An 18186-nucleotide genomic window follows, 5' to 3' on the forward strand; every position below is an offset into this window, starting at 1 on the left:
CACATCGCCAGCAAGCTGGCTCCTACGGGGGGGTGCGATTGGGCCGAATCAGGTTCTATGCCGCTTCGATCAGCTTCCCGCACGGCGGGCTGACGACGGCCATCCGCTCCGAGCGGGCGCGTTCGATGGCGTGGGCGATGCCATGGAGGCACTCGATGCTGCGGGCCACGGCACCGGCCGAGTTCTGGCCGATGCCCAGCAGTGAACTGCCGTTGATCATCATTGCCAGGCCGGCGGTGACCCAGATTCCCGCGCCGCTCATGACGCACGCTCTGGCGCGACGTTTGCCGGCGCTGGAAGCTCGACCAGCGTCGCGCCTGTCATGCGAAAGGCAGGATCCTTGAATTGTGGATTCATGCTGGTGATAGTGACCACTGCGATGAAAACGACATAGAGGGCAATTGCGATATACGCGCCCTGTTTGATGGAATGAAGAATGGCAGCGGCCATGATGTTGACTCCGCAACAATGTATCGTGGCGGCAATGATGCGCGAAGTCGAAACATCAGGGAAAACATCAATCCATATAGCAACTATCAGTTTATTTAATAGACTGCGCGACCTGAGTGATCTGAAAGTTCATATGGAACACAAAAAAAACTCCGCCACGCGCAAGCGGCAGAGTTTCGGCAGTCAGCACTTTCGCGAACAGGCTCGCTGACAGAAGATGCCTGGTCTGCCACGCATTGGGCAGTGGTCGCATCGACCTGAGCGGGCGAACATGTTCGCGAAAGCATTGACCCAGAGCCGTTCCTGAATCCATTCCCCGGAAGCGTAGGGTTCGATGACGGGGAATGGATTCAGTGTCGGTCAATGCTGTACTTTGTGGTCCAGAGCGGCATAAAAGTTGGCGCTTTGCTGAAGGTACTTGGAAGTGTAACTTTGCGCCCTGCTGGCCCGACGCCCCGAAAGTTCGACGCTGGCGGCAGTAGGCAAAGCGACGCTGGCGGAAATGGCTGAAGCGGCGATGGTAGAGAATACATTCAGGTTCATGGCGGTCACCTCTCGGTAGTTGCTGTAGCGGGTGAAAGTCGGGGGCCGTTGTGGCCGTGACTCAAACTTACGCCCGGTGACCGATTCGCAGAAATCTTTTGTAGCACTAACTCATATCGACTGCATTGATAGTACCCGCAGCCCGCGTATGACGCGGGCTGTGGGTACTGCGCTCAGTCTTCGGCGAAGAAGTACAGGTGAGATGGAGACTCCAGATCGAACTTCTGAACAGTGTCGCCCAGCAGGCCGCTTTGCGGATCGCGGCGGACCGTGACGATCTGATGGCTCTTCTGATTGGCGAACAACATGAAGTTGCCACTCGGGTCGAAGCTGAATTCCCGAGGTTCCTTGCCTTCGACGGAGCGACGCTGGATTTCTTCCAGCATCCCGGTGGTGGGGTCTATGCGAAAGACCAGTATCTGGTTGGCATCGCCACGGTTGGCGACATAGAGGAAACGACCATCCGGCGAGACGTGCAGACCTCCCCCGCCGTTCTTCTGTTGAACGCCGGCGTTCTTGAGGTCAACCTTCTGAGTCTGCTTGAACTCGCCATCCTGGTATTCGAATGCCACCACTTCGGCAGACATCTCCAACACCAGCCAGGCATGTTTGCCGGCGCGGCTGAACAACAGATGCCGCGGCCCGCTGCCGCCGGGCAGTTGCACAGTCGGGACTTTGGCCGGCTGCAGCGGCTTGGCGCGATCCTGGTCGTAATCGAACACGAACAGCTTGTCGGCACCCAGGTCGGCCGCGACCAGGTATTTGCCGTCCGGCGTCGGAACCGCCGAGTGGACATGCGACGAGACCTGACGCTCGGCATTGACCTTGCTGCCTGGCCCTAGCGGCAGCGTCTGCACGGGCTCGGACAGCTTGCCGTCCCTAGCGACAGGAACGACCGCCAGCACACCGCCCGGGTCCGGGTTGACCGCATAGTTGGCGACGAACAGATAGCGGCCGTCCGGGCTCAGGTTCGAGTGGGTCGGTTCGTCGCCGTGGCTCTTCACCTGATTGATCGGAGTGAATTCGCGGGTCTTGGGGTCGATGCTGAAACTGCTCGCCTTGCCGACCGGATCGCTCTGGCCCGGTCCGTTCTCGTTCACAGCGAACACGAAACGTTCGTCTTCGGAATAAGTCAGCCAGGACGGGTTTTCCGACTTGATCAGTTGACGAGGCGTCGCGTCGATACGGCCCGTTTCGCGATTGAAGGCGAAGCGATAAATGCCCTCGCTCTTGCCCTGGGTATACGTACCTACCACTAAATCGATATCGGTCATGGGTTCAGCCTGGAGTGGGGCTGCACTGATGACGGCGGCCAGCGCCAGCCATCGCAGCGATACAGGGGACATAGGAGGCTTTCCTTTTGTTCAAATTGTGGGCGCCGACTATTCGACAGTCAGGCCTTGGACACTTTGCGGGCTCGGGTAGTTTTGCCGCATTCCGCAGAGCAGGCGCCGTCTATCCCTCGGTTTCGGGCAGCGGAGCCTGGACAGCGATCTGCTGGCTATCAGCCTCGGGGCCAGGCGAAAGGTCTAGACTGGGTATGAGCCTGGACAGAAAAGCCTGGTAGTGCGGCACTATTTGCCTGATCTGGTTCACCGGATCGACCGAGATACCCGCCAGCAGCACCGCGATCATCAGTCCGGTAATGGACAGATGGCGACGCAACGGCCTGAGCCCTCGTCGCGCCATTGGCAGCAACAGCACCACTCCGATCAGGAACCAGACGAACAGACGCGGCATCAGTTCCTGCCGGTCGAGTCCTACTTCCCAGAGCGCCCACACCGTACAGATCAGCAACAGCAGGGTGAACAGCCACACCGCGAAGCGCAATCCCATGACCAGCAGAACCCCGATGGCCGCGAATCCGAAACCGCAGAGCATGTAATAGAACGAGCCGCCCAGGCTTGCCAGCTTGGAGCCGCCGATCAACATGACGACGCCCAGTACCAGCAACAGGACACCTATGAAGGTCGGCAACAGGCGTGCACGACTCAACGCACCTTGAGTAGACATTGGATCTCCCTATCTTTCTTGTTTTGCTCGAATCCGTGAGCAGAGAACTGGCTCGGCCAGTAAAAAAATGACACGTCGTTATGCCCGACCTCCAAGGGTCAGGCACAAGAAAAGGCAAGCACGTCCGAGCAAGCGCAGTCACAGGGAGGCCCCTGCAACCCGCGCGCGAACACCCTACCACCCGATGCCGGCGGCTACGTGAACGCGACCGACAGGTAAAAACGAATCTAGCGCGTTGCGCGCTCGAAAACCTTGATCTGGATCAATCCTGGTCCGATTCGTCGTCTTCGGAAGGCTTGAAGGCATCCAGACAGACGATGCGGTGGTCCGCCGCACCGTCGTTGATGACCCAGCTTTGCAGCGACGAGTCGAACACCGCCGCATCGAGCTGGGCCGCGCTGAAACGCCAGACCTTGCGCTCGCGGCCGTCCATGCATTCGATGTACAAGCCCTCGTCCAGGGAAAACTCCCAGGCATGCAGGCCGTCGATTTCCAGCATGGTCGTCGACTGCAGGGCCGCAAGAAGAGTATCGGAAGTAGTGGTCATGAGCTTTTTGCCGTCTGGAGAAAAAGCCGCATGATACATCACAGCCGCCCGATCCCTCCCGGCTGGAACACCGCCTCGCCTGGCTTCAGGCCGTTGACCAGCGCTCGCCCGAATTCGGGCTGGCTGACTTCGAACCGGTCACCCGGCTGGGTGCGGATCCCGTCGGCGAACGACAGGGTCGCCGTGCCGAAGAAGTGCACGTGCGCATCGCCCGGCCGCAGGAACTGCGCGTACTTGAAGTGGTGATACTCGAGATTTTCCAGGCTGTGGCACATATTGGCCTCGCCGCTGAGGAATTCTTTCTCCCACAGCAGCTGTCCATCGCGCCAGATACGGCTGGTGCCCGCCAGGTTCTGCGGCAGATCGCCGACGCGCAGCTCGGGACCGAACGAGCAGGCGCGCAGCTTGGAATGCGCCAGGTACAGGTAGTTGCGCCGCTCCATGATGTGGTCGGAATACTCATTGCCCACCGCAAAGCCCAGGCGGTAAGGCTTGCGATCCGGCCCGATGACGTACAGGCCGCTCATCTCCGGCTCCTCGCCACCGTCCTCAGCGAATGGCGGTAATTCGAAGGCTGCGCCGGGACGGACCACGATGCTGCCGTCCCCTTTGTAAAACCATTCAGGCTGCACGCCGGTTTGTCCCGCGCCCGGCTTGCCACCCTCCACACCCCATTTGAAGATGCGCATGGTGTCGGTCATGGCCGCCTCGTCGCCGGCCTGCTGGTGCATTTTGTCCCGCGCCGAAGCGCTGCCCAGGTGAGTCAGGCCAGTGCCACTGACCAGCAGGTGCGCGGGGTCCGGGTGATCCAGCGGCGGCAGCACGCGCAGCTCTTCGAGCAACTGCGAGTAATCATGGCTGGCACCCTCGCCCTGCCCTTCCACCTGCCGGACCAGCCCGATGCCCGCCTCCACGGCGGCCAGCGCCAGTTCGCGAACGCTTTGGGCGCCCTGCACTTCCCTGATCCGGTCACCATCGACCACGCCCACGCGGCGCTCGCCATTGTTCAGTTCGAATTGTATGAGTCGCATGATCAGCTCCTGTGTATGTGTGCGGCTTTTTCAGCGAGCCTTGGCGCTGGCGGAGAAATCAGCCGGTGCCAGGGCATGTCGGCGTTCGAGCCGGTGATAGACGATGCCGGTAAGCAACAGGCCGAACACCATCACCCCGGACAGGAAGTACAGCCCCGACGCCAGGCTGCCGGTGGACTCTTTCAGAGCGCCGATGACGAACGGGCCCAGGTAGCCGCCGAGGTTGCCGACCGAGTTGATCAGAGCGATGCCGGCCGCCGCGCTGGCACCGGCGAAGAACCGTCCCGGCAGGGTCCAGAAGACCGCGGTACAGGAAAACAGCGCGAAGGCCACCAGGCACAACGCCGCCAGTTGCGCGACCGGAAGGCTCAGCCAGGCGCTGCCGAACAGGCCAATGGCGCCCAGTACATAGAGAACGGCCAGATGCCCGTAGCGATCGTTGAGACGGTCGGAGCTGCGCGGGATGATCAGCAGGCCGATGATGCCGAAGATATAAGGCACCGACGACACGAAACCGGTGGTCAGATCGCTTCCGCCAAACTGTTTGATCAGCGTCGGCAACCACAGCCCCAGGCCATAGATGCTCAGGGTCACCGGCAGGTAATACAACGCCAGCAACAACACGCGCTTGTCCTTCAAGGCATGCAGAGGATTGCCATGCCGGGTCTGGCCATATTCCTGCAGATCTTTCTGAAGCTCGCCGCTCAGCCAGTCCTTCTCTTGCTGGCTCATCCAGGTCACTTGCCGCGGGCCGTCCGGCAGCCAGCGCAGAACCGGCCAGGTCAGCAGGATCGCCGGAGTGCCGATGACGATGAACAACCATTGCCAGCCGTGCAGCCCCAGCACGCCGTCCATGCCCAGCAGACCGCCGGAGACGGGGCCGGTGATCATCATGGCGATGGGTTGCGAAAGGATGAAGAAACCGAGGATCTTGCCGCGATGGCGGACCGGGAACCACTGGGTGATGTAGTACAGCACGCCAGGAAAGAATCCGGCCTCCGCCGCGCCCAGCAAAAAGCGCATCACGTAGAAGCTGTAAGGCCCCTGGACGAACGCCATGCCGATGGTGATCGCGCCCCAGGTGATCATGATCCGGGCGAACCAGCGACGGGCGCCGAAACGTTCGAGCATCAGGTTACTGGGGATTTCCAGGAGGAAATAGCCGATGAAGAACAGTCCCGCGCCCAGACCATAGGCAGCGTCGCCAATGCCGATGTCCGCGCCCATGTGCAGCTTGGCGAAGCCCACGGCGGAACGATCCACATAGGCGATCAGGTACAGCAGGATCAGGAAGGGAATGAGTTTCAGGGTGATGCGACGTATAAGCCGCAATTCGTGGCTCATGAAGGCGGTCTCCAATTGTTTTTGTTATGGAACCTTGAGTGATCGCCGCAGGACTGCTCACCTCGGTCGCCGCTCAGTGAACACGACTATATAGTAATACTATTCGAGATCACAACTCTTCCAATCTTGAATTTTTAGGCTTACCTTAGCCGTCAGATGCGCGATTAAGTCTTACAATAAGAGAGCCGATCATGTCTGATAACGATAAGAAACCGACCCTGCGTTCCGCTCAATGGTTTGGCACCGCCGACAAGAACGGCTTTATGTATCGCAGCTGGATGAAAAATCAGGGCATTGCCGATCATCAGTTTCACGGCAAGCCGATCATCGGCATCTGCAATACCTGGTCGGAGCTGACGCCCTGCAACGCCCATTTCCGACAAATCGCCGAGCACGTCAAACGCGGTGTTATCGAAGCCGGCGGCTGGCCTGTGGAATTTCCGGTGTTCTCCAACGGCGAGTCCAACCTGCGCCCCACCGCCATGTTCACCCGCAATCTGGCGAGCATGGATGTCGAAGAGGCGATTCGCGGCAACCCGATCGACGGCGTGGTGCTGCTGACCGGCTGCGACAAGACCACGCCGGCGCTGTTGATGGGCGCGGCCAGCTGCGACATACCCGCCATCGTGGTCACCGGCGGGCCGATGCTCAACGGCAAGCACGCCGGCAAGGATATTGGTGCCGGCACCATCGTCTGGCAGATGCACGAATCCTATAAAGCCGGGCTGATCAGCCTCGACGAATTCCTCTCCGCCGAAGCTGGCATGTCCCGCTCGGCGGGCACCTGCAACACCATGGGCACGGCTTCGACCATGGCGTGTATGGCCGAAGCGCTGGGCACCTCGCTGCCGCACAACGCGGCGATTCCGGCGGTGGATTCGCGCCGCTACGTGCTGGCGCACATGTCGGGAATGCGCGCGGTGGACATGGTGCGTGAAGATTTGCGCCTGTCGAAGATCCTCACCAAGGCGGCGTTCGAGAACGCGATCCGCGTCAACGCGGCCATCGGCGGCTCCACCAACGCGGTCATCCACCTGAAAGCGATCGCCGGCCGGATCGGCGTGGACCTGGAGCTGGACGACTGGACGCGCGTCGGTCGCGGCATGCCCACCATCGTCGACCTGCAACCTTCGGGACGCTTTCTGATGGAAGAGTTCTACTACGCCGGTGGTCTGCCGGCAGTACTGCGGCGCATGAACGAGGCGGGCCTGCTGCCCAACCCGGATGCACTGACCGCCAACGGCAAAAGCCTGGGCGAAAACGTCTCCGCCGCCCCGATCTACGGTGAAGATCAGGTCATACGCGCGCTGGACAACCCGATTCGCGCCGACGGCGGGATCTGCGTATTGCGCGGCAACCTGGCGCCGCTGGGCGCGGTGCTCAAGCCATCGGCGGCCACCCCCGCGCTGATGCAACACCGAGGCCGGGCGGTGGTCTTCGAGAACTTCGAAATGTACAAGGCGCGGATCAACGATCCGGATCTGGACGTCGACGCAAATTCGATCATGGTCATGAAGAACTGCGGCCCCAAGGGTTACCCCGGCATGGCTGAAGTCGGCAACATGGGCCTGCCCGCCAAATTGCTGGCCCAGGGCGTGACCGACATGGTGCGGATTTCCGATGCGCGCATGAGCGGTACCGCCTACGGCACCGTGGTTCTGCACGTCGCGCCGGAAGCGGCGGCGGGCGGCCCGCTGGCGGTGGTGCGCGAGGGCGACTGGATCGAACTGGATTGCATCGAGGGACGTCTGCATCTGGACATTCCCGAAGCCGAACTGGCCGCCCGCCTCGCCGACTGGCAGCCGCCCCAGCCGCAGTTCATCGCCGGCGGTTACCGCCAGATGTACATTGACCACGTCATGCAGGCCGATCAAGGCTGCGATTTCGATTTTCTGGTCGGCTGCCGCGGCGCCGAGGTGCCCCGCCACTCGCACTGATCGATTCGGGCGGGCGTCGGTATCCCGGCGCCCGCCGCACGAGCCGCGCGATGGTATGATGCGCGGCATTCATCGCCAGGATCGACTCGCGACCCCATGGATTATCGAAAGCCTTCCGACCGAAAGAGCATGCATGCGCGGATTGTCCAGGAACTGGGCATGCAGATCGTTTCCGGCCGCTTCAAACCCGACGAAAAACTCCCCGCCGAGGCCCTGTTGTGCGAAGAGTACGCGGTCAGCCGGCCGGTCCTGCGCGAGGCCACCCGCGTGCTGGTCGCCAAGGGGCTGGTGTATTCCAGGCCGCGGGTCGGCACCGTGGTCAAGGCGCGGCGCGAATGGCACCTGCTGGACCCGGACGTCCTGCACTGGGTCATGCAGAGTTCGCCGCAGAACGAATTCTTCAACCTGCTGACCAGCGTACGCGCGGTGATCGAACCGGCGGTGGCGGCACTGGCTGCGCAGCATGCGACCGACGAAGAAATCGAATCCATTGACGAGGCTTACCAGCGCATGGAGGCGGCGCAGACGGCCGAAGCCTGGCTGCAGCCGGACCTGGATTTCCATAGCCGCATCGCCGACGCGACCCATAACGACCTGCTGGCGCACCTGTGCAACATGCTGTCGCTGGCGCTGCGTGAAGCACTCAAGCATTCCAACCAGCGGCCCAATCTGCACGAACTGGCGTTGCCGCGTCATAAAGCGATCCTGACCGCCATCCAGAACCGCGACGCACTGGGCGCGCGGCACGCGACCCTGGTGCAGCTGGACGACGCGCGTAATGCCCTGACCGTGGTGCTGGGCGGCGGGTGATTGCATCCCCCGTATCCGTAGGAGCCAGCTCGCTGGCGATAACAGGCAAACCGTGTTGTTTGCATCGCCAGCAAGCTGGCTCCTACAGTAGATTGCTTTACTCAATGGGAAAACAGCGAATGGCCGACCTTGCCGGCCATTTTTTCCGGTTTGATCAGGAACCGCGCCAGCGCCGGCAGCAGCCAGAGGGCGCCGAACATGTTCCAGAGCAGCATGAATGTCAGCATCAGCCCCATGTCGGCCTGGAACTTGATGGCTGAAAAGATCCAGGTGCAGACGCCGATCGCCAGGCACAACCCGGTGAACAACACGGCCTTGCCAGTGGATTTCAGCGTTTCGTAGTACGCCTCCTGTAACGGCAATCCGGCGCGAAGGAAGCTTTCCAGACGGCTGTAGATGTAGATCCCGTAATCCACGCCAATCCCGACGCCAAGCGCCACCACTGGCAGTGTCGCGACCTTGACGCCGATGCCCAGGAACGCCATCAGTGCGTTACCCAGCACCGACGTCAGCACTAGCGGCAATACGATGCACAGTGTCGCGGCCCAGGAGCGGAAGGTGATCATGCACATCGCCGCCACGCAGATATACACCAGCACCAGGATGGTCAGCTCCGAACGTTTGATGACCTCGTTGGTGGCCGCCTCGATCCCGGCGTTGCCCGCCGCCAGCAGAAATTGCAGCTCGGGCGTGCTGTTCTCGGCGGCGAAGTCCTGCACCACCTTGACGGCCCGATCGAGCGTCTCGGCCTTGTGATCGTTGAGAAACACCAGCAGCGGGGCCAGCGAGCAGTCATTGTTGTAAAGCCCGTCGGCCCGGGCGATGGAGCTGTTGAGCACGTCCTTGTTGCGCGACAGGGTTTCCCACTTCAGGCTGCCCTCGTTCATGCCCTTGATCACTTGCTTGGAAACCGTCACCAGGGAGATGGCCGACTGCACGCCGGACGTGTTATCCAGCTTCCAGGCCAGCTCGTTGATGGCCGACATGGTCGGCCACGCCGAACAGCCTTCTCGCGGGGTCTTGACCATCACTACCAGCACATCCGAGCTGGTGGAGTAATGCTCGATGATGAAGGCGTTATCCTGGTTGTATCGCGAATCAGGACGCAGTTCCGGGGCACCCTGATCCAGATCGCCGATTTTCAGGTTCTGGCTGTACCAGAGCCCGCCGGCGAAGGCCAGCAGTGCAAGAACCACCGACACCGGTGCGACCCGAGGGCTGGCGAAGTTCGACAGCAAACGCCAGAAAGGATGATCCGACACCGCGTCCTGCTTGCTGCGCACCACTGCCCGCTTGCTGATCCCGGCGTAGGAAATAGCCACCGGGAGCAGGATCAGGTTGGTGAACACGATCACCGCGACACCGATGGACGCGCCGATGGCCAGTTCGCGAATCACCCCGATGTCGATGATCAGCAAGGTGATGAACCCCACGGCATCGGCAAGGATGGCGATCATCCCCGGCAGGAACAGCTGGCGGAACGTGCGGCGCGCAGCCGTCAGTGCATTCTCGGCGTCGCTGGATTGCAGCGCGATGCCGTTGATTTTCTGCACCCCGTGGGAAATTCCGATGGCAAAGATCAGAAACGGGACCAGCATCGAGTAAGGATCGATGCCGAAACCCACTACGTGCATCAGCCCCAGCTGCCAGATCACGGCGATCAGCGTGGTGCTCAGCACGGCGATGGTGCTGCGGATGCAACGGGTGAACCACAGCAGCAGGACCAGCGTGATGACGAAGGCGACCCCGAAAAACATCACGACCATCAGCAGGCCGTCGATCAGATCGCCGACCTTTTTCGCAAAGCCGATGATGTGCACCCTGACATTGGGGTTCTGCGCCTGATACTTGTCGCGGATCTTTTCTTCGAGCTGGTGGGAAAATTGCTGGTAGTCCAGCTTGATCAATTTGCCCTGGTCCGCCGGGTCGGGGTAGGACTCGAGCAGCGGCACGTCGAGGATGCTCGAACGGAAATCGTTGGCGACCAGCCGGCCGATCTGCCCGGACTTGAGCACATTGTTGCGCAGCTGTTCCAGGCTCTGCTCCGAGCCGTCGTAGCTTTGCGGGATGACCTCGCCGCCGGCGAAACCTTCTTCGGTCACTTCCGTCCAGCGCACGCTGGGGCTCCATAGTGACTTGAGACCCGACCGGTCCACGCCCGGGATGTAGAACACCTCGTCGTGAACTTCTCGCAAGGTATCCATATAGGCCTTGGAGAAGATATCGCCATCAAGCGCTTCTACCGAAATCCTTACCGTATTGCCGAGGTTCGCCAGATCATGACGGTGGTCCATCATGTTCTGGATGAACGGATGATCCAGCGGGATCATTTTTTCGAAACTGGTGGAGGGCCTGACCTGAGTCGCCTGCCAGAACAGGAAAACGCTGGTCAGCAGGCAGAGCAGGATAACCGCGGGCCTGTTGTTGAAGATCAGGCGTTCCAGCAGACTGGCCTTGTCGCCGTGATGCCGGGTGTGTCGAAGGTTGGTCATGGCAGAGTCCGTCCTGGAATGCTATCGGGATGTCAGCTCGGCGCCGGTCGGCGTACTCAGATGGACGCCCCCCTGCCCGACCAGCACCAGATTGCCTTGATCGTTGACAGTGACGCCGGCCAGCGAGATACGGTCTGGACGGTTGAACACCATGAAGCTGCGACCATCATCGCTGCTGCGCAGCACGCTGCCGCCGTTACCGACCAGCACCAGTGAACCGTCGCCCATCAACGCGGCATTGGCAAGGCTGAAGTCCAGCGGTCCGCGTGCCGCGACCAGATCTATCTGTGTCCAGCTGTCACCGAAATCCGTGGAGCGAAACAGGTTGCCGCGCAGCCCGTAGACCAGCAGCGTGGAGGCTTGCGCCGTGCCGGTCACGCCGAACAACGACCCCTGATAGGGACCTTCAAGCTTCTCCCAGTTGAGGCCATCGTCCGTGGAACGAAACATGCTGCCGGCCTCGCCCACGATGAACAGACCCGCATCCTTCACCCAGGCGATGCCGTTGAGGTGGTATTGATCTTCGTTATCGAGGCGTTCGCCGATGTCCTGCCAAGTGCGCCCGCCGTCCTGGGTGGCTAGCAGCATACCGTAGGCACCCACGGCGAAACCGTTACGGGCGTCCTTGAACCAGACATCGAGCAGCGGCGCCTCGCGTTGCGGATCTTCGAACTGCGTCTGCCAGGTCTGTCCGCCGTCTTCGCTCGCCAGAATCAAGGCGTCGTGCCCGACCGCCCAGCCATGCCGGGCGTCTACAAAATGCACGGCGGTCAGCAACTGGCGGGCAGGCACCTGCGCCTGCACCCAGTTTTTTCCTTGATCGTCGGAATACAGGATATGCCCGCGATCGCCGACGACCACCAGCCGGGAACCGGCGTGGGCGATCTCCAGCAGCAGGCTGCGCGCGGCCTTGTCCGATTGCACGGCCTGCACCGCTGCCGCCTGGGCAGGTGCGGCCAGGTCGGCGGCGTCCAGCGTGCTCGCCGCCGTCAGGCTCAGCGCCATGGCCAGAATCCGGCTTGCGTAGCCGGCGCCGCGTGATCCGGTCGCCGGGCAAATGCGCCACATGGAAGGCTCACTCATGAACTTCTCCCTTTCTTATTGTTATCGAGCCGATTGCCGCCCGCCGGAAGCCGGACCATCCTAGGCAATTTTGCAAATGCCTGACAATCGACAGGCCTTCAACTTTGCCCCATCGGCCTTGCCGTGATTGACGAGCCATCATTGCGCCTGATGATCCTGCCATTCGCTCTGCTCCGCTCCGGCCCTCGGACCAACGCGGGAGCGAAGTGCTTCAGCGGGTTCCCCTGCGCCGCAACGCCGCCGGAGTGAACTCGCTGATGTCCGGAACCGGTTGAGAAAAGTCCAGGGTATTGGGTTCCTCGTTATCCAGGTTCTGCACGTTGTATCGGCGAGCCTGCAGATCATGGAACACATCCAGCGCCGACCAGATCGCGGGCAATTCGTAAAAGTTCTTCAGGTAAGCCAGGGAAGCCCGCCACAACTCCCCTCGCACGTCATAAAGATCGGCCGCCGCGATCTGCCAGCTGTCCTCGTCCAGGTAAAGCGTGCGTCGTGAATACACATGGCGCGCGGAGGGCTTGAGCGTCCCTTCCACCACCCAGACCCTGTGCAGTTCATACCGCGTGTAGGCCGGGTTGAGATGGCCGGGTTGCAGCAGTTGACGGTAGCTGACATCGGGACTCGACAGCCGGTAATTGTTATACGGAATGTAGATTTCCCGCTTGCCGACCAGCTTCCAGTCATAGCGATCGGGTGAGCCGTTGAACATGTCCGTATCGTCGGCGGTGCGCAATCCATCGGCGTTGGGGATCGGCGTGTCATACGCCAGGCTCGGCGCGCGGCGCACCCGGCGCTGGCCCGCGCTGTAGGCCCAGGCCTGACGCGGCTCCTGAAGCTGGTCGAGGGTTTCATGCACCAGGACCGCCGAGCCGGCCAGACGGGCGGGACTGCGGGTGAAGGACAAGTAATAGAACAGGATGTTGTCCAGACCCGCGTAACTGCCTTTGGGATCGTAGAACCTGAACAGGGCTTCCTGTTGGGACGTGATAGGGCTGTAGCTGCCGTTGCGTTGCACCGCCACTTCCGAGGCACGCCGGATCACGTAGGTCCCACGATATCGGGCAATATGGTTCCACACCGCCTCGATCCCGCTCTTGGGTATCGGAAACGGAATGCCTCCGTAGGCATCGACGAATCCGCTGCCATCCGCGACCAGTCTGGCCTTGCCGGCATTGGCGCGGGTGTTGTCGTATACCCATTGCGGAGCGGCGGCGGACCGGCGCGTCACGTAGACCGGTATCGAATAAGTGTCGGGGTAGGTCTGCAGCAAAGCAATCTGGCCAGCGGTGAGGTGCTCCCGAAACGGTCTCATATTGGCCTTGGTGATGGTGAACAGCGGCTTGTCGCCGGCGTAAGGGTCGACATGTCGCGAACCGGGTCCGGCATAGTCGGCGGGCGGTCGAGTGATGCCGCCACTCCAGGCGGGGATGGTTCCGGCCGCGTTGCCCGCGCGCTCGCCGCCCAGCGGTGTGAGACGTGCGCCCAGCTGCGTGGCATCCGTGGCGCCGGCCGTATTAATTGCCAGCACCAGCGCGGTGATTCCTTTCAGGTACTTCATCAGCATGATGGGTCTCCTTGCATCAGGCGGGCTAGAACGAGTACTTGACGTTCAGGCCGACATTGTCCCGGTCGCGAACTGCGTTGTTCCTGCCGCCGCCGTAGAACGCCGTGTACTGCAACTCGGTCTCCAGGCGATTCTGATAGCCGGTTTTCAGCCCGAGCGTATGCGCCTTGCGGCCCTCCACGAAGTTGCCGGTCTGGTGGGAGTTGCCTGCGAAGTCGTGCTTGAAGACCGCAAACGGAGACAGGTTGACGCCGGCGTAGATATCGTTCCAGACGCCCTGCAGCATCAGGGTGTAGCCATAAGCGTTGCGGTTGACCATATCGTCGCGGCCGAAGCCGGAGAGGTAGGAGTTATTGCCTCGTCCCGCGTAATAGCGGGTCGTGCCGTCCCAGGCGGTGTACTTGAGGCTGCTGCCGCGCAGATGTTCGGAAGACAGTTCGGCAACCATCGTCAGGCCGTCGAATGACACCCGCGGTCCGAAGTTGTAGAGCGTGCCCAGGGAAGCGTTGAACATCTCCACCCGCTCGGCGTTGCGGATTTTCTCCCCGGTCGTGACCTGATACCCGCCGATATTGACCGGCCTGCCTGCGGCAAGCTGGGGCGCCTGGCTCAACAGATCGCCCAGCAGATCGCTGGTCGACGCCTGCCCAATGGGCATGTTGGGGCGGTAGGCCAGCTCGCCAAACACCGACGCTTGCCCTACGTGGGTGTTGAAACTCATGCCTAGCATGCGAATGTCTTCGGCATATTCCCGGCGACCACGTACCTGACCGGCAACGTCCAGCGTCGCGACCCCATCGGTCGCCGAACCCAAAGCACTGCGGTAGGCCTGGGCCAGCGGCCCGTTCGGACTGGCAGCCATGAGTTGCTGCAATTGCTGGACGCTCAGCCCTGCTTGCGCCGCGATCCGCCGCTGTATCTCGGGAGCGAGCGCGGCGCTGATCTCGGCCAGATTCAGACCTGCAAAGCTGCCCAGATCCGCATGGATCGTCGGCTCCTTGGCATGGTAGTTGACGAAGTAGAAGCCGAACTCGGTGGCATTAAGCTGTTCGGCCATGTACCGCAAGGCAACGCCATACTGACCGTCATCACGGGCGTTGATATCGGGGCCGATACTCGCCACCTTGAGATTGCCGGCGGGGTCGATGCGTCCGCCGCCCTGCAGGCCACCCGCGCCCGCTGAACTCAGCCCCTGATACAGGCCGGCCAAGGGCGTCAGCGCCGGCACGGGTGCGTACGCGGTATTGCCGCCTTCGGCAAACAGATCGGTTTCCGAAAAATAGGTGCCCACCGGATCGACCTGGGTTTCCTTCCAGTTGAACTGGTAGAAGGATTCGAGCGAAAGGTCGTCGCCCAGCCCCAGATTGAAGCTCAGCGCCTCGACCGGAACGAGCACTTCCTTGAGTTCCGAGCCCGGCAGGCGAAAGCTCGCCGCGTCGATGGGGTTGGTGGTGTTGATGCCTCCCCGGTAGAACACCCCTTCGCCCCAGTTGAATACCTGCCGACCCAGCCGCGCGTCCAGAGGCGCCCCGGCAATATCCCAGTTGCCGCGTACGTAGGCGTCGAGAATATCGATGTCATGCCCAGCGTTGCGGCGCGTATCACGGGTGAACGCGGTATTGTTCGGCGCGTTCTGGCTGGCCTGGAAAGGTAGAGGGCGATCCTGGAAGTTATTTCGCTTATCCATGATCTGAGTGTCATAAAAGGCTGAACCACGCACGAATAATCCGTAGTTCATGTAGGAAAGTTCTAATTCACTTGTAAGCTTGAATACTTCAGAAACCAGTCCCGTATCGAAGTTACGATTGCCGTCATTCGTATTGACATCATCATTGCGTTTGTCCTGCCCCTGAACTCGCCACAACTGGCCATAAGACAGCGTAGTATCCAGCGACCCACTGATCTGCTGGTCGTCCAGAGCGAACTCGATACCATACGCGGGCCCCGCCACGCAAGGCAGCACCCCTGCCATCACCAGCCCCGCAGCCATGGGACGCCAGCGCAACGAAGCACTCTTCGATGCTGTTTTCATGTTGTCAGCTCCTTGCTATTGTTATTGTTTCCCCGGCCCTTACTTGAAGTAAGAATAATCTGTAGGACCTGAAGCGTAACGCTGTAGGAATCCCAGAAGTTGACCCTCCAATCAAATTCCGGACACAGCATTACAGCCAGCAGGCAGACTATATAACCGAGGAAGGCTCAGTATAACGACAAGTTCCTCGCCAACAAGTATCAATATCGAATATCGAATTCCAGGTCTGAACAGCCTGCAAAGGTCACTTACATGTGAAGCATGGAATCAGGTCGGATCAGGGTCGCAGGAGCGAAACAGGATACATCCGGCAAACGACTCGCAGCCATTGCCGCTCGCCGAGGGCACGTCGCAGGACTGTCAGTCAGCGGCCCTGGCATCGAAGATGCGACTGGCCGCGCTTATCTGACTTCGTCAGTCCAGAACGACATGCGGCAGGAAACGGCTGCTGTCCTTGGTGATCAGGCTGTCGTCTTCCCGAATGCCTATTCCCGACGCCACATCGCCGATCACCCAGGAACCGATCAGGGTGTAGCTGTCGCCAAAACGCGGCAAGGGAGAGTACTCCTGAAGGATATAGGGCGCGTCGGTATAGGGCCCGTCCACGGCGATCAACTGGTCGCCCGGCGTGCGCAGTTCGATGTTGGCGCCCTCGCGGGAGAAGTACGGCTTGCGCACCCAGCCCCGGGGCAGCGGCATGCGCGGGTCCGGGTCGACGCGGGCGGGCAGCAGATTCGGATGGCCTTCGTTGAACTGCCACAACAGGGGCAGGATCCCCTTGTTGCTGAGAATCGCCTTCCAGGCAGGCTCCATGAACCGGGTCCCGCTGGCCGCGACATGCCTGCCGAAATCCTCATGGAAGATATGCTCCCAGGCGTGCAATTTGAACAGACGCTCGATCCCCCGACCTTCCAGATCGACGAAGCGCCCTTCGGCGTCCAGGCCGATATCCTCGATGTCGATATGCCGGGCGTCGATGCCCACATGCGCAGCCATGCGCCGCATGAAATCGGTCGTTCCCCGGTCCTCGGCGGAGCCTGACATTGCCGAAAAGTAGAAGGGGCCGGTGCCGGGCAAGGCCGCGAAAGCGCGCACCAGATCCTCGGCGATGGAGTTGAACTGAGTGGCGTGCCCGGGCAGCACGCCTCGCTCGATCTGCTCTTCGAGCCACAACAACTGGAATGCCCCGGCTTCCATCAGGCTGGTCGGCGTATCCGCGTTGATCTCGTACATCTTGGCCGGCCCGCTGCCGTCGTAGGCAAAGTCGAATCGTGCATACAGATGGGGCTCGCCCTGTTTCCAGGACGCGCGAACCAGATCGAAGAACGCTTCGGGAATCGCCAGCCGAGCCAGCAGTTCCTCGCTTTCCACGACCCGGGCGACCATATCCAGGCACATCTGGTGCAGTTCCTGGGTCGGCGCTTCGAGGTCGCGGGCTACCTGCTCTTCGGTGAACAGGTAGTAACCGCGCTCGTCCCAGTAGCGCTCGCCGTCAATGGTGTGGAAATTGAAGCCTTCCCGTTCCGCGGTTGCCCGCCAGTCCGGGCGTTCTTCGACAAGGATCTTCTTCATGGCTGGCTCCGCTGGCGTCTCAACCGCCGAAGCTCGAACTGCTGCTCTTGCCACCCCAGCCGCTGCGCGCCGCAGCCTGACTGCCGAAGCCTCCGCGCGAAATAGTGGAGGACACTGACGAGCGCGACCCTGAAGCGCCCAGATTACGGCCCAGCGTACTCTGGGTATAACGGCTGTCCGAACTGGAGCGGGCCTGAGTGGAGCGGCTGAAGGTCTTGCCCCGGCTCATCTGACCCGGCAGCGACGAGCTGTAGTAGCCGCCACGGTCGTCGCGGGTCTGATAGATCGGCTGGGAATAATAGCGATTGCCGCCAAAACCATTGCTCATCAGATTGCCGATCAGCAGGCCGGTGAGCAGCCCCTGCGTCCCGGTGAAACCGCTTTGCTGGACCTCCGCGCGTGCCTTGTCCAGTGCTTCCTTAGGTACGTTGCCCTCAAAACCCAGCTCGAAGCCGCCGAGTCGAGGCATGTACTTGCCCTCCGAGGTGACTTGGCAATAGTCGGGCACGAAGTCGGCTTCACAAGACGCCTTGTCGTCATATGTGGGCGCGATGCGACGGTGATCGGACATCGCCTGCATGTAGGCGTCGGAACAGGTGTCGACCGGCACCTTGGCTTCAACGCATTCCTGAACCGATTTGAAATTGGCCTGGGCGGTGAAATTCGGTGTCTCTTCGGACGGACCGCACGCCGACAGCGCGAGCGGCAAGGTGCTGGCGAGCACGAGTTTTGCGGGACTGCGTCTCATGGTGATCTCCTTGATCGGGC

17 protein-coding genes are annotated in these 18186 nt (G+C 61.2%); 3 read left to right on the forward strand and 14 right to left on the reverse strand.

Annotation, left to right across the window (positions count from 1 at the left end; all coding sequences use genetic code 11):
• Window positions 1–55 precede the first annotated feature (55 nt).
• Together TRP66_RS05525 and TRP66_RS05530 are read right to left on the reverse strand one after the other, a co-directional pair.
• Entirely contained in the window at window positions 56–262 is a 207-nt protein-coding gene (locus TRP66_RS05525; RefSeq protein WP_333400374.1) for a hypothetical protein, read from the reverse strand.
• On the reverse strand, window positions 259–450 hold the full coding sequence (locus TRP66_RS05530) for a hypothetical protein (protein ID WP_333400375.1): 192 nt from the start codon (window positions 448–450) through the stop codon (window positions 259–261). The genes TRP66_RS05525 and TRP66_RS05530 overlap by 4 nt, the downstream gene beginning before the upstream one ends.
• Between TRP66_RS05530 and TRP66_RS05535 the strand changes: the two genes are divergently transcribed.
• Entirely contained in the window at window positions 437–661 is a 225-nt protein-coding gene (locus TRP66_RS05535; RefSeq protein WP_333400376.1) for a hypothetical protein, read from the forward strand. The genes TRP66_RS05530 and TRP66_RS05535 overlap by 14 nt on opposite strands.
• Before the next feature lie 149 nt (window positions 662–810).
• Here TRP66_RS05535 and TRP66_RS05540 read toward each other — a convergent pair whose 3' ends face one another.
• The 6 genes from TRP66_RS05540 to TRP66_RS05565 all read right to left on the reverse strand — a co-directional run bounded on the left by TRP66_RS05540 (window position 811) and on the right by TRP66_RS05565 (window position 5928).
• A complete protein-coding gene (locus TRP66_RS05540) occupies window positions 811–993 on the reverse strand; it encodes a hypothetical protein (RefSeq protein ID WP_333400377.1) in 183 nt (60 codons plus the stop codon).
• A 173-nt stretch (window positions 994–1166) separates the two neighbouring features.
• Window positions 1167–2339: a lactonase family protein gene (locus TRP66_RS05545; RefSeq protein ID WP_333400378.1), complete on the reverse strand. Its 1173-nt coding sequence runs from the start codon at window positions 2337–2339 to the stop codon at window positions 1167–1169.
• Window positions 2340–2448: 109 nt separating this feature from the next.
• Window positions 2449–3006, reverse strand: coding sequence for a hypothetical protein (locus TRP66_RS05550; RefSeq protein WP_333400379.1), 558 nt, complete (start codon window positions 3004–3006; stop codon window positions 2449–2451).
• A gap of 262 nt (window positions 3007–3268) precedes the next feature.
• Window positions 3269–3553, reverse strand: coding sequence for a DUF5629 family protein (locus TRP66_RS05555; protein ID WP_333400380.1), 285 nt, complete (start codon window positions 3551–3553; stop codon window positions 3269–3271).
• Window positions 3554–3591: 38 nt separating this feature from the next.
• Window positions 3592–4584: an AraD1 family protein gene (gene araD1, locus TRP66_RS05560; protein WP_333400381.1), complete on the reverse strand. Its 993-nt coding sequence runs from the start codon at window positions 4582–4584 to the stop codon at window positions 3592–3594.
• A 30-nt stretch (window positions 4585–4614) separates the two neighbouring features.
• Window positions 4615–5928, reverse strand: coding sequence for an MFS transporter (locus TRP66_RS05565; RefSeq protein ID WP_333400382.1), 1314 nt, complete (start codon window positions 5926–5928; stop codon window positions 4615–4617).
• Between the two features lie 191 nt (window positions 5929–6119).
• Here TRP66_RS05565 and TRP66_RS05570 point away from each other — a divergent pair, with 191 nt between their 5' ends.
• Window positions 6120–7865, forward strand: coding sequence for an IlvD/Edd family dehydratase (locus TRP66_RS05570; protein WP_333400383.1), 1746 nt, complete (start codon window positions 6120–6122; stop codon window positions 7863–7865).
• 96 nt (window positions 7866–7961) lie between these two features.
• A complete protein-coding gene (locus TRP66_RS05575; protein ID WP_333400384.1) occupies window positions 7962–8675 on the forward strand; it encodes a FadR/GntR family transcriptional regulator in 714 nt (237 codons plus the stop codon).
• Between the two features lie 101 nt (window positions 8676–8776).
• Here TRP66_RS05575 and TRP66_RS05580 read toward each other — a convergent pair whose 3' ends face one another.
• From TRP66_RS05580 to TRP66_RS05605, 6 genes are all read right to left on the reverse strand, one after another.
• Window positions 8777–11167 carry an efflux RND transporter permease subunit gene (locus TRP66_RS05580; protein ID WP_333400385.1) on the reverse strand — a complete coding sequence of 797 codons (2391 nt, stop codon included), beginning with the start codon at window positions 11165–11167 and terminating at the stop codon, window positions 8777–8779.
• Between the two features lie 21 nt (window positions 11168–11188).
• Window positions 11189–12250, reverse strand: a complete 1062-nt coding sequence (locus TRP66_RS05585; protein ID WP_442965171.1) for a WD40/YVTN/BNR-like repeat-containing protein — start codon at window positions 12248–12250, stop codon at window positions 11189–11191.
• A gap of 211 nt (window positions 12251–12461) precedes the next feature.
• Entirely contained in the window at window positions 12462–13814 is a 1353-nt protein-coding gene (locus tag TRP66_RS05590) for a DUF1329 domain-containing protein (protein WP_333400386.1), read from the reverse strand.
• 25 nt (window positions 13815–13839) lie between these two features.
• On the reverse strand, window positions 13840–15846 hold the full coding sequence (locus TRP66_RS05595) for a DUF1302 domain-containing protein (RefSeq protein WP_333400387.1): 2007 nt from the start codon (window positions 15844–15846) through the stop codon (window positions 13840–13842).
• Between the two features lie 414 nt (window positions 15847–16260).
• Entirely contained in the window at window positions 16261–17418 is a 1158-nt protein-coding gene (locus TRP66_RS05600; protein WP_333400388.1) for a glutathionylspermidine synthase family protein, read from the reverse strand.
• A gap of 19 nt (window positions 17419–17437) precedes the next feature.
• Window positions 17438–18166 (reverse strand): DUF1190 domain-containing protein, encoded by a 729-nt coding sequence (locus tag TRP66_RS05605; RefSeq protein ID WP_333400389.1) that lies wholly within the window; start codon window positions 18164–18166, stop codon window positions 17438–17440.
• Window positions 18167–18186 lie beyond the last annotated feature (20 nt).

The sequence above is a fragment of the Pseudomonas sp. JDS28PS106 genome (assembly GCF_036706555.1).
GTDB lineage: Bacteria > Pseudomonadota > Gammaproteobacteria > Pseudomonadales > Pseudomonadaceae > Aquipseudomonas.